Here is a 12,818-nt window from a genome sequence, read left to right as displayed (position 1 = left end):
GCGCGGGGCTCAGTAGTGCTTGGGTTTCTTTTTCGGCTTGCCGAGGTGTTTGCCGGGCGGCTTGCCGCGCGGCGCGCTGCGCGACTCGGGTGCGCTGTCGCCGGTGTCGCGGCTGATGCGCAGCCGCTGTCCGGAGACCCAGACCTTTTTCAGATGGGCGAGCAATTCCGCCGGCATGCCTTCTGGCAGGTCGATCAAGCTGTGCTCGTCGCGAATGTCGATGCGGCCGATGTGCTTGGAATCGAGGCCGGCTTCGTTGGCGATCGCGCCGACGATGTTGTTCGGCTTGACCCCATGCACGTGGCCGACTTCGATGCGGAAGGTTTCCATGCCGTGTTCGGCGGGGCGCTCGCGCGCCGGTTCGCGGCGCGTCTCGTCGCGCGGCTTGCGCAGCGGTTTGTCGCCGTCGTCGCGGCGCTTCACTTCGCGCGGAGCATCGCGGAATTCCTCGCGCGCCGGGGCGGCGAAAGGCGTGCGCTCCTCGCGTCGCGTGCGCGGCTCGCGCGTCGGCGCTTCCCTGACCGGATATTCGCGCTTTGGATACTCGTGCCGCTCGGTTTTCGCCGGCGCTTCGATCAGCAGCGACTTGTCGCCCTGGGCCAGCCGTGCGAGCGCCGAGGCGATCTCGATCGCCGGCACGTTGTGCTCGCGCTCGTAGGCTTCGATCATGTTGCGGAACACACCGAGGCCGTCGGCGGCGAGTGCGCTCGTGATGCGGTCCTTGAACTTGGCGACGCGCGCCTCGTTGACCGTCTCGATCGACGGCAACTGCATCGGTTCGATCGTCTGCCGCGTCGCGCGTTCGATCGCGCGCAGCATGCCGCGTTCGCGTGGCGCGACGAACAGGATCGCCTCGCCGCTGCGGCCGGCGCGGCCGGTGCGGCCGATGCGGTGCACGTAGGGCTCGGTGTCGTTCGGAATGTCGTAGTTGAGTACGTGGCTGATGCGCTCGACGTCGAGCCCGCGCGCGGCCACGTCGGTCGCCACGAGGATATCGATCTTGCCGTCCTTGAGCTGGCCGATCGTGCGTTCGCGCTGCTGCTGGGCGATGTCGCCGTTGATCGCCGAGGCGGCGAAACCGCGCGCCTGCAGGCGTTCGGCGAGTTCTTCGGTGCCCTGCTTGGTGCGCGCGAAGACGATCATCGCGTCGAACGGCTCGGCTTCGAGGATGCGCGTCAGCGCGTCGAGCTTCTGTACGCCGCTGACCAGCCAATAGCGCTGGCGAATGTTCGCCGCGGTCGTCGTCTTGGACGCGATTTTCACTTCCTCCGGATTGCGCAGATAAGTCTGCGCGATGCGCTTGATCTGGCTCGGCATGGTCGCCGAGAACAGCGCGATCTGGCGCGTCGGCGGGGTCTTCTTGAGCACCGCTTCGACGTCGTCGATGAAGCCCATGCGCAGCATCTCGTCGGCCTCGTCGAGGACCAGCGTGGTCAGCGCGGACAGATCGAGCGAGCCGCGTTCGAGGTGATCGATCACGCGCCCCGGCGTGCCGACGACGACGTGCACGCCACGGCGCAGGCCGCCGAGCTGTGGGCCGTAGGCCTGGCCGCCGTAGATCGGCAGCACGTGGAAGCCCGGCAAATGCTGCGCATAACGCTGGAACGCTTCGGCGACCTGGATCGCCAGCTCGCGCGTCGGTGCGAGGACGAGCGCTTGCGGCTTGCTTCTGCTGAGATCGAGACGCTGCAGGATCGGCAGCGCGAACGCGGCGGTCTTGCCGGTGCCGGTCTGTGCCTGGCCGAGCACATCGCGGCCCTCGGCGAGGCTCGGGATCGTCGCGGCCTGGATCGGCGACGGCGATTCGTAGCCGAGACCGGCGAGGACCTTGAGCAATTCCTCGCGCAGGCCGAGATCGCGAAAGGTCGTGGTGGCGGGGGCGTCGCCGGAAGCGGATGCAGGCATGGGATTCAGAGGCATCGCCGAGCGCGGGCAGGGCAACGCAAATGGGAAGGGCGGCCATTATCCCCTTCGATTCCGCGCGACGGAAGGATTTTCCGCCGCGCCGCGTGCGCTTCAGCCTCTCGGATCGGGCACGAAACCGCCCGGAAAGGCCTGTGGTTCGACGAAATGCCGCGGCGGCCGCGGCTGCGGAATCACGCCGAGCGCGACGAGATTGCGGTAGCTGTCGTAGCGCACGGAGACGATTTCGTTCGGCTGCGAGCCGGCGCGTTCGAATTGGGTATAGCGGACTTGCGAGGTTTCGCGTGCGCCGTGGCCGGTGCCAAGTGACTCCTCCGGCCGCGCTGCTTCGAGCGTGCGGCGATTGGGCGAGTAGGAATCCGCGCGGGCGACGCTGTCGGCCGATGGCGCCGGCTTGGCCGCGGCGGCAGTTTCCGCCGTGCCCGGCGGCACCGAGGCGGGCGCGGGCCGCGGCGGAGACGGCTGCGCGGGCGGCGGGGGCGGTGAATAGCGGTCGGCCAGCGGTGCGCTCGCGATCTTGCCTTCGCGCCACGGCAGGTCGAGCGGCTTTTCGCGGAACACGGCGATGCCGATCACGCCGACGTTCTCCGCACGGCCGGTGCGTGCGGCATAGCTGTCGGAGAGCGCGGTGAAATTGAATTGGGCGATTTCGCTCATGTTCTTGCGCCAGCCCATCACTTCGGTGCTCTGATAGGGATCGAGCACGTAGCCGGACTGGTCGGGACTCGCGGTCTGGCCCGTCACCGCATTGACGCCGTCGACCGAAAGCACCGCAAGCACGCGCTCGCCGACAAGGTTTCTGATCTGCACGCTGTAGCGATGGCCAGGCATACCGGCGACGTAAGTCTTGCCGTCGCGCGCATAGCTTTGCAGGGTGGCGCCCGTATCGCGGTCGATTACGCGCAGATCGACGAGGTCGCCGGCGTGGACCGGCGCGATGCAGGACAGTGCGGCAAGAACGAGAATGGCAGGCAGGATTTTCATTGCGATCTCCTTTGGCGGGGTGAACGATGCAACGAAGCGTTGGCCGCCGCGGGGTTAAGTCGCTCGGGGCAGGAGCGCCGGCAATGGCTTAAACTGCGCGTTCCCTGCCGCATCCCCCGCAAGAATGAGCTCGAAAACCCGCATCCTCACCGGCATCACCACGAGCGGAACGCCGCATCTGGGCAACTATGTCGGAGCCATCCGACCCGCGATTGCGGCCAGCCGCAACGCCGACGCCGAGTCGTTCTACTTTCTCGCCGACTATCACGCACTGATCAAGTGCGACGATCCGGCGCGAATCCAGCGCTCGACGCTCGAGATCGCCGCGAGCTGGCTGGCCTGCGGGCTCGATCCGGAAAAAGTATATTTCTACCGCCAGTCCGACATTCGCGAAATTCCGGAGCTGACTTGGCTGCTGACCTGCGTCACCGCGAAGGGGCTGCTCAATCGCGCGCACGCTTACAAGGCGGCGAACGATGCGAACCGCGAGAAGGGCGAAGATGCCGATGCGGGCGTGACCGCGGGTTTGTACATGTATCCGGTGCTGATGGCCGCGGACATTCTGATTTTCAACGCACACAAGGTGCCGGTCGGGCGTGACCAGATCCAGCACATCGAGATGGCGCGTGACATCGGCCAGCGTTTCAATCATCTCTACGACGGCGAGTACTTCATCATGCCCGAGGCGGCGATCGAGGAGAACGTGGCGACCTTGCCCGGCCTCGACGGACGCAAGATGTCGAAGAGCTACAACAACACGATTCCGCTCTGGCTGCCGGCAAAGGAACTGCGCAAGGCGATCCTCGGCATCGTGACCAACTCGCTCGCGCCGGGCGAGGCGAAGAATCCCGACGATTCCAACATCTTCAGCATCTACCAGGCGTTTGCGAGCGCCGAGGAAACCGCGGCGATGCGCCAAGCCTATGCCGAGGGCATAGGCTGGGGCGACGCCAAGCAGAAACTGTTCGAGCGGCTCGACGCGGAGCTGGCGCCAATGCGCGAACGCTACGATGCGCTAGTCGCCAAGCCCAGTGAGATCGAAGATATTCTGCACACCGGTGCCGCGCGTGCGCGCAAACTGGCCGGACCATTCCTCGACACGCTGCGGCACGCGGCCGGTTTGCGCGATCTGCGTTCTGGCATCGAGGCCGTGAAAAAACCCGTAGAGCGCGCGGAGAAACCGGCGCTGCAACCGGTCGTGTTTCGAGAGGACGACGCATTTGCATACAAGGTGCTCGACGCCAAACGCAATGTGCTGAAAACCCAGGGCGGGTTCGCCGATGCCAAGGCGGCGATGGCGGCGGCGCGCGAGGCGATGGAACACATTCCGCCAGCATAAGGGCGCAACTCATCGCGCTTGATTCTCGATCATCAGCGCATGAAAAACCGGGTTCGATCATCGGACCCGGCAAAAAAATGGCTCCGTCCCGGAGCCGTCGAAATGTCGTAGGCATTTCAAAGAAATCTTCGTCGTACGAAGTCGCTTGAGTGCCGCGCGGGGACTGTCCCTGAACGCGGGCAAGTCGGTCGCAGGCATGTGCCCTGCGATATTCCCCATCCTTTCGCAACTCGTAGTTTGACCTCGTCAAGACTTGGTCGATGAAATTTTTGTTTGGTTTGTTAAATTTTGTTGCTTAAGTTAAATATTCGTTGCTAGCATGTCAACTGCGTGCACTGCCGATCTGGCTTTGGCTTTTTGGTAAGCGTCGCCGGGCGGCGATTTTTCAACCGATGGGGAGCTAATAGTCATATGAATTTCACTAGCAACAAGCTGATTTCTGCCATTCGTCTAAGCCTTGCCGTGGGAGCCGTCGCGAGCGTCGGCACTGCCGCTGCGCAGAGTGCCGACAGCTCGGACATCAAGAGCCGCAGCCTCGAAACTATTGTCGTTACCGGTTCGAACATCCGCCGCGTCGACATGGAGACGGCCAATCCAGTCATCACGATTGATCGCGCTACGATCACGAGATCAGGCAAAGCCACGCTTGGCGACATCGTGCAGGATCTTCCTGCGATCGCCGGCAATGCAGGCAACACAAACGTCAATAACGGTGGTGGCGACGGCCAAGCGAATGTCTCTCTGCGCGGCCTTGGGTCGGTGCGTACCCTTGTTCTGCTCGACGGTCGTCGTCTCCAGGTCGGTGGCACGACAGCCGACGTCAATGCCATTCCGGCGAACCTGATCGAACGCATCGAAGTGCTCACCGACGGCGCTTCCGCGATCTATGGTTCGGATGCGATCGGCGGTGTCGTCAACGTCATCACGCGCAAGAACTTTCAGGGCGTCGAAGTAAGCGGCCAGTACGGCATTTCCGATCGCGATGACGGTGCGCGCCGCGGCTTCAACCTGACGATCGGCCAGACAGGCGATCGTGGCAGTGTGATGGGCGGCATCGACTACAACAAACAAGATCAGATTCTCGCGGGACTGCGCGATTACAGCCGCTACTCCTATACCCGCAACGCCACCACGGGCGCCGTGAGCTTTACCGGTTCTACCTCAGCGCCGACGGGATTCATTCGCGCTCCCGTCTTCAGCGGCTGCCCGAATATCCCCGAGGGCGGCAATGTCCCGGGCGGCACGTTCGACTCGAGTGCTGCGGGCGGCAACGGTATTCCGAAGGGTTTCCGCTGCTTCCAACCCGCGGGGGCCGGCGGCCTCGGCGATCTGTACAACTTTGCCGCGGTCAACCTGATTTCGACGCCGTCCGAACGTACCAATGCCTTCATCAAAGGCAACTACAAACTGACCGATTCGGTTGAAGCCTACATGAGCACGCTGTACAACAAGACCGATTCGGCCTTCCAGATCGCTTCGCTGCCGATCAGTCTTTACAGCACGGGTGTGGTCATTTCTTCGCAGAATCCGTACAACCCGTTCGGCATCGATATCGGCACATCAAGCAGCCGCAACGCTTCGCTGCGCCTCACTGCTCTCGGTCCGCGTCGTCAGGCTTACAACACGGAGAACAACCAGGTCGTCGCCGGTTTGCATGGCAAGCTGTTCGAAACGTCGTGGGAATGGGACGCCAACATCGGCTTCGGCAAGTTCAGCGCCAATCGCACGCGCACGGGCTACCTCAATGCCGCGGCGCTCACGCAGAATGGCGCGCTCGGTGCCAAATGCACGCCGGTCAGTGCGGGCCTGAGCAATACCACCTGTCTGAATATTCTCGACCAGAGCGATCCGAATACGGCGGCGCTACTGCAAAAGTACTACGGCAGTATCCTGCACTATCACAGCCTCCAGATTCAGCGCCAGGCCAACATCAGTGCGAACGGAGACCTGTTCGCGCTTCCTGCCGGCAACGTCAGCATGGCCGCGGGCCTCAGCTATCGCAAGCAATATGTGGAGAACGATGCCGATCAGGCAACCATTGCCGATCCGAAGAATGGCGGTCGTTGCGGCGGCATTCCCGAGACCTGCACTTCGCCGTTCAGCGGCAACTACAACGTCAAGGAAGCCTACGCCGAATTGCTCGTGCCGCTCCTCAGGGACCTGCCCTTCGTCCATAGCGCGAACCTGATCGTGGGCGATCGTTATTCGAAGTACTCCAGTTTCGGCAGCACCAATAACTGGAAGGTCGCCGTCGAGTACAAGCCGATCGAAGATCTGTTGCTGCGCGGTACGGTGTCGCGGGTGTTTCGAGCGCCGAACCTGACCGAGACCTCGGCTGCGCTGCAGAGCTCCTACGACAATTACGTCTCGCCCGGCCCCGGTTTTGGTTCATCGAATGGCAATCAGGTGCAGGTGCTCTTCTCCGGCGCAAACGTTGCCGGCCTGCCGATCAAGCCCGAGACCGGCTCCACTTTCGACTTCGGTTTCGTCTACGACCCGCACTGGCTTGAAGGCCTGAGCTTCAGTGCGGATCTTTGGCGCATCTATCTGAACAACATGATCGATCGTCCGCGCGGTCAGACCATTGCCAACCTGTGCTACGCTAGTGGCGCGAGCAGGACGAGCCCGTTCTGCAAGTTCATCAACTTCTCCGAGGGTCAGATCGACAGCATGTCGGGCGTGGCCTACACCAACCTCGGTCGTCTCGATGCTTCGGGTGCGGACTTCGGCAGCAGCTACCGTGTGCCGGAAACTCCTTACGGCAATTTCCGTCTCGGTTTGAAAGCAACCTACTACGCGAATTACGACAATGTTCCGACTCCGGGCGCGCCAGTGGTTCACCTCGCGGGCGGTTACAACTCGCAGTACGGCAACTTTGCGCGTTGGCGCGCGGTCGGCAGCGTCGACTGGTCAATGGGCGACTTTTCAGCTTCGTGGCGTCAACGTTACCAGAGCCGCGTACATGTCTTCGCACTCGGTGCATATCACGTCGGTGCGTGGACGCGTAACGACATCTCGGCGGGCTACAACCTGTCGGCACTGAACACGCGTATCGATGTGGGCATCGACAACGTTGGCGACAAGCAGCCGCCGCTGTTCTATCAGGCGGTAACCAACGCGAACGTCGATGTGAATACCTACGATACGATCGGCCGCTACTTCTGGGGACGTATCACGGTGAAGTTCTAGAGACAGTTTGAAAAGTCCCACTGGGACTTAGTCAGACGTGCCGAGTCCGGGCATACCCGGATTCGGCTGCCGCGAATAAGGTGCCAATCGGGCTGGATGCGTTGTAGGGCATTCGTGACTCGCGCAAGCGCTGAGCACATTCAGCGTTTGCGCAACGTTGTTTAAGGCCATGTATCGCCACATCGATTGTTTCTTTTCGATACCGGCGCTTGTTTCACCTGCGGTGAAGAGGTTTGGCTCAATAGGGAGTCCAGCCAGTGGTTTTCCCGAGGACACGTCTGTTCAATATCCCGGCGGATCTTCAACGACGAGTCGGAAGCGGGGGCGTGGCTTCAGTCTTCAGCGGTCGACCAGGTATTGAGATGCGGCCCAAACTCAGGCCGCTGTTTGTGCACTACGCAGAAACGGTGCCCGGTGGGTGCCTGCATCACCCACCAGCGTTTGACGAAGCGGATGCGCTTGGCGCCGAGCGCTTCGAGACGTGCGACTTCGGCATCGAGGTTGTCGGTTTCGATATCGAGGTGAATGCGCGCTTCGTGATCGACGCGCTGCAAAAGCAGGAAAGGCTCGTCGGCGTCGCTCTTCAGTTCGGCGTACTTGCCGTCACCGTCCTGGTCGAACGAGGCGACCGGGCGGCCGAGCGCCTTGCTCCAGAATTCCGCGGCGTCCTTGAGATCGTCGACCTGGCAGTCGAGCACGTAGGCGGAGATGCGGCTACGGTGCATGCGGCGGCTCGCGTTTCGTCGCCTTGCGCGGCTTCGCTGCGGCGGCGGCGCGGCGCTTCGGCATCGTTTCTAGGCGAAAGCCGCCGGGCAGCAGCTCGGCCAGTGTCGCCACGCGCACGTTGCCGCGCGTGTTGCACATGATCACGCGCAAGTCCGGTCCGCCTTGCTCGAACAGCACCTGGCGACACGCGCCGCAGAGTACGACCGGTTCGGGCGTATCGGCGACGACGGCGATCATCGACAGGCCTTTGCGCGCCAGGCCGTTTGCGTGCGCGGCGAATACGGCCGTGCGCTCGGCACAGTTGGTCAGGCCGTAAACGTCGGATTCGACATTGCAGCCGAGCACGATTTCGTTGCCGTAGCGCGCGGCGGCGCCGACTTTGAACTGCGACTGGTGCGCGTGCGCGCGCAACCTGGCTTTTTTTGCGGCCGCGACGAGTTTGCGTTCGTCCGGGGTCAATCGAGTGCGGTTTGCCTCGGTATGCTTCAATCCGACAGCTTTCATCTCATTCCGGATCAGGCTGGGCGCAATGGTATACGCCCGGCCGCGCTTTGCGTCAATGCAGGACGCTATTCAGGCAAGGTGAGATCGTCGAGCATCGCCTTGAGAAAACGCGCGGCCTCGCCGCCGGTGCAGGCCCTGTGATCGAAGGTCAGCGACAACGGAATGACGCGATGCGTTTCGATGCCGCCGATGACGGGGACGGCCTGATGACGAAGCTTGCCCGCGGCGACGATCGCGACCGTCGGTGGCACCACGATCGGCGTCGCATAGCGTCCGGCGAACACGCCGAAATTCGACAGCGAAATCGTGTAGCCGCTCAGCTCGGACGGCGGGATGCTGCGGTCGCGGACTTGGCGCATCAAGTCGTCGAGCGCGGCGCGCAGCCCGCGCGCATCGAGCGTATCGGCATTGCGCAAGGCCGGCACGAAGAGGCCGTCGACCGTATCGACGGCGACGCCAATGTCGACGCGTTCGTGCAGCGAGCGCGTCAGGTTTTCGCCGTCGAACCAGGCGTTGAGCGCGGGCACCGCCTTGCATGCGGCGGTGATTGAGCGTAGCAGACGCACGCTGACGTCCTCGCCAGCGCGCCAGGCGTGGATATCGGCATCGTCGTTGAGTGTGGTCGGCACGACTTTCGCGAGCGCGTCGGCCATCACGCGCGCCATATTGCGGCGTACGCCTTTGAGCTGCTGCGGTTCGCCGTAACCGTCGTGTTCGCGCACGGACGATGCGGCGGCGCGCGGTACGGCCGGCGATTTTTCTGCCGCAGTCGGTGCCGATGCTGCACTGCGCGTTTCGGCTCGCACCGGCGGCGGTTCTTCTTTCCGCGATTTCGCGTCCGGTCGCGCGGCAAAATCGCGTACGTCTTTCAACGTCACCACGCCGCCCGCCCCGCTCGGTGCAACGCGAGCGAGGTCGATGCCGAGCTTCTTCGCAAGCGCGCGCACGGCCGGCACGGCTTTGATGCCGCCGACCGCGACCGCGGCTTCAACGACGACGCGATCGCTGGCCTGCATTTCGCCGACCACCGTGCCGGTGTCGGGTCTTTCGGTGGATGCCGGCGCGGACGAGGCGGCCGGCGTTGCCGCAGGCGCGGCATGATGCCCGGTCGAATGCGCTTCCGCGCGCTGCGGTGCGTTCGCGTCGATCTCGAAGTCGGCGAGCGGCGCGCCGGTCGCGATCACGTCGCCGTTGCTTCCGTATACTTTTACTAATTTTCCGGAATACGGCGACGGCACTTCGACGATGGCCTTCGCGGTCTCCATCGAGATCAGCGGCGCGTCGAGCGCGATCGTGTCGCCGGGTTTGACCAGCCACTCCACGATGGTCGCATCGGGCAGGCCTTCGCCGAGATCGGGCAGACGGAAGGTGCGCAGCTCGCTCATGACTGGATTACCGAATATGCAGGACTGCCAGCGCGACGAGCGCCGGCAGCGCCTGGAAGAAAAATATCCGCTTGTTGACCGTCAGTGCACCGTAGATGCCGGCGACGATCACGCAGGCGAGAAAGAAGATCGCGACGTGAAAACCCTCGCGACCGCCGAGAATCAGACTCCAGATCAGGCCGGCGGCGAGAAAGCCGTTGTACAAACCTTGATTGGCAGCGAGTTTTTTCGATGCCGCGGCGAACTCGGGCGTCAGATTGAATACCTTGCGCCCGAGAGGCTGATCCCAGAAGAACATTTCGAGAGCGAGAAAGTACAGGTGCAACAGCGCGACAACGGCGATCAGGATTTGCGCAGCGATATTCACGGCATTCTCCCCAGCGAGGCAGTTCTGAAAAGATGGTCATTCCCGCTTTCGCGGGAATCGCTAATCCGAATTCCGCTGCGCGGATTCATATCGGCGAAAGCGCCTCAACTCGCCGCGAGCGCGCGTTTCGCCGCCGCGACGATGCGCGCGGTGGTCGGCAGATAACTCATCTCGAGCTGGTACAGCGGCATCGGTACGTCGTAGCCGGCGACGCGTTCGACTGGCGCATACAAGTCGTACAGCGCGTGCTCGACCAGGCGCGCGGCGATTTCGCCGCCGAAGCCGCCCGTGTACGGCGCCTCATGCACGATCACGCAGCGATGCGTCTTCTTCACCGACTCGTGGATCGTGTCGAAGTCGAGTGGTTTGAGCGTGGCGACGTCGATCACCTCGGCGCTGATGCCTTCGGCCGCGAGCGCGTCGGCCGCTTCGAGCGTTTCCTTGACCTGAGCGCCCCAAGTCACGAGTGTCACGTCGCTGCCGTCGCGCAGAACGAAACAAACGTCGAGCGGTAATGCCTCGCCGTCGTCGGCGACTTCTTCCTTGTACTGGCGATAGATGCGCTTGGGCTCGAAGAAGATCACCGGGTCGGGATCGCGGATCGCCGCGAGCAGCAGGCCGTAGGCGCGGCCCGGCGAAGAAGCGAGGACGACGCGCAGTCCGGCGATATTGGTGAACAGTGCTTCGATCGCTTCCGAATGATGCTCCGGGGCGTGGATGCCGCCGCCCCATGGCGCGCGGAACACGGCCGGGCAGGTCAGTCGCCCGCGCGTACGCGTGCGCATGCGCGCGGCGTGCGAAGCGATCTGATCGATCATCGGATACATGAAACCTTCGAACTGCGCTTCGGCGACCGGCTTCATGCCTTGCACAGCGAGGCCGACCGTGAGGCCGGCGATCATCGCCTCGTCGAGCGGCGTATCGATCACGCGTTCGGGGCCGAACTTCTGCTGCAGGCCGACCGTGGCGCGGAACACGCCACCGTTGATGCCGACGTCTTCGCCGAGTACGACGACCGATGGATCGCGCGCCATCTCGTGCGCTAGCGCCATCGTGATGCCTTCGATCAGATTGATCTGCGCCATCGTCTCAGGCCTTCGCCGCGGCGAGCGCGTCGGCGCGCTGGCGTTCGAGATCGAGCGGGAGTTCGGCGTAGGTGTAGTCGAACATGGCCGATACCGCCTGCGGCTTGGTGGCGAGATAAGCATCGATCTCTGCATCGACGCGCTTCACGCACTCGGCGAGCCATTCTTTTTCTTCGTCTTCAGTCCAGGCATTCAAACTCATCAGGTACGCACGCAAACGTTTGATCGGCTCGCGTTCCCACGCCGCCTTCACTTCGTCTTCGCTGCGGTAGCGGCGCGCGTCGTCGGCAGTGGTGTGGTCGGATAGGCGATAAGTCACTGCCTCGATCAAGGTCGCGCCGTGGCCGTGGCGTGCGCGCTTGATCGCGTGGTCGAGCGCGACACGCATTGCGATCAGATCGTTGCCGTCGACTTGGATGCTTTCGATACCGGCTGCGATGCCTTTCTGCGCGAGCGTTTTTGCGGCGGTTTGCTGCGCGCGCGGAATCGAGATCGCATATTGATTGTTGACGACGACGACCACGAGCGGCAGCGCGAATGCGCCGCCGGCGTTGATCGCCGCGTAGAAATCACCTTTCGAGGTGCCGCCGTCGCCGACCGTGGCGAGAGCGACGCGCGGTTCCTTGCGAATCTTGAACGCGAGCGCGGAGCCGGCCGCGTGCAGGCATTGCGTCGCGATCGGCACGCTCCAGGCAAAGTCGTGCGCCGGGCCGGAGAAATCATTGCCGCGCTCGTCGCCGCCCCAATAAAGCAGCACTTCGCGCGGTTTCACGCCGCGTTGGAACTGGGTGCCGTAGTCGCGATAGAACGGCGCGAACACGTCGTCCTCGGTCAGCGCCGAGCCGATCGCGATATGCGTCGCTTCCATGCCGAGACACGAGGCATAAGTGCCGAGCTTGCCGGTGCGCTGCAGAGCGATGGCCTTGCCGTCGAACGTGCGCGTGAAGCACATGAGCTTGTACGCTTCGACGAGCGCGCGCACGTCGCGCGCGAATGCGGGCACGTCCTCGCGCAGGAGCTTGCCCGACTCATCCAGATATTGCAGGTATTCGATTTCGAAACTGGCTGCGATGCTCACGCGCTACGGCCGTGATCTGTGATGCGGACGTGCTTGATAACAGCCTTGACATCGCAGATGCAAGGCGCGCTGCAAAACCTTGCGTAAAAAGCCCGGCGCCGCGTTGAATTGCGGCGCCGGAGCGAAGGTTACTGCGGCGAAGCGGCGGCGAACCAACCGACGACGTCGACGACGACATCGGTATTGCCGGCGGAGTTGAACAACGAGACCTTGCCCTGGCTACCGACCTTGACGATGA

General features: G+C 63.2%; 9 protein-coding genes and 1 pseudogene. 2 read left to right on the top strand and 8 right to left on the bottom strand.

Annotated elements, in window-relative coordinates:
* Positions 1–9 precede the first annotated feature (9 nt).
* Entirely contained in the window at positions 10–1,905 is a 1,896-nt protein-coding gene (locus tag FFS30_RS15470) for a DEAD/DEAH box helicase (RefSeq protein WP_137914091.1), read from the bottom strand.
* Positions 1,906–2,016: 111 nt separating this feature from the next.
* The gene (locus tag FFS30_RS15465) at positions 2,017–2,907 is read right to left on the bottom strand and encodes a hypothetical protein (protein ID WP_137914090.1); all 891 of its coding nucleotides are present in this window, start codon (positions 2,905–2,907) and stop codon (positions 2,017–2,019) included.
* A gap of 124 nt (positions 2,908–3,031) precedes the next feature.
* On the opposite strand from FFS30_RS15465, the pseudogene FFS30_RS15460 reads away from it, so the two are divergent.
* A pseudogene (locus tag FFS30_RS15460) lies at positions 3,032–4,222 on the top strand (tryptophan--tRNA ligase); the annotation flags it as partial.
* A 486-nt stretch (positions 4,223–4,708) separates the two neighbouring features.
* Entirely contained in the window at positions 4,709–7,435 is a 2,727-nt protein-coding gene (locus FFS30_RS15455; protein ID WP_249352506.1) for a TonB-dependent receptor, read from the top strand.
* Positions 7,436–7,767: 332 nt separating this feature from the next.
* On the opposite strand, the gene FFS30_RS15450 is transcribed toward FFS30_RS15455, so the two are convergent.
* From FFS30_RS15450 to pdhA, 6 genes are all read right to left on the bottom strand, one after another.
* Complete coding sequence (locus FFS30_RS15450; protein ID WP_137914087.1) at positions 7,768–8,160, bottom strand: VOC family protein; 393 nt, start codon at positions 8,158–8,160, stop codon at positions 7,768–7,770.
* A complete protein-coding gene (locus FFS30_RS15445; RefSeq protein WP_137914086.1) occupies positions 8,150–8,665 on the bottom strand; it encodes a cytidine deaminase in 516 nt (171 codons plus the stop codon). Before FFS30_RS15445 ends, FFS30_RS15450 begins: the two co-directional genes overlap by 11 nt.
* A 65-nt stretch (positions 8,666–8,730) precedes the next feature.
* Positions 8,731–10,050, bottom strand: coding sequence for a dihydrolipoamide acetyltransferase family protein (locus FFS30_RS15440; protein ID WP_137914085.1), 1,320 nt, complete (start codon positions 10,048–10,050; stop codon positions 8,731–8,733).
* A 7-nt stretch (positions 10,051–10,057) separates the two neighbouring features.
* The gene (locus FFS30_RS15435) at positions 10,058–10,417 is read right to left on the bottom strand and encodes a DUF1304 domain-containing protein (RefSeq protein WP_137914084.1); all 360 of its coding nucleotides are present in this window, start codon (positions 10,415–10,417) and stop codon (positions 10,058–10,060) included.
* 104 nt (positions 10,418–10,521) lie between these two features.
* Entirely contained in the window at positions 10,522–11,502 is a 981-nt protein-coding gene (locus tag FFS30_RS15430; protein WP_137914083.1) for an alpha-ketoacid dehydrogenase subunit beta, read from the bottom strand.
* A 4-nt stretch (positions 11,503–11,506) separates the two neighbouring features.
* Positions 11,507–12,580 (bottom strand): pyruvate dehydrogenase (acetyl-transferring) E1 component subunit alpha, encoded by a 1,074-nt coding sequence (pdhA, locus tag FFS30_RS15425; RefSeq protein WP_137914082.1) that lies wholly within the window; start codon positions 12,578–12,580, stop codon positions 11,507–11,509.
* Between the last annotated feature and the right edge of the window lie 238 nt (positions 12,581–12,818).

Origin of the sequence: Rudaea sp. 3F27F6, assembly GCF_005503555.1 — a bacterium.
In the GTDB taxonomy this organism is placed as follows: Bacteria; Pseudomonadota; Gammaproteobacteria; order Xanthomonadales; family Rhodanobacteraceae; genus Rudaea.
Note: the sequence above shows the minus strand (reverse complement) of the source record. Positions and strands in the feature narration are given on the sequence as shown.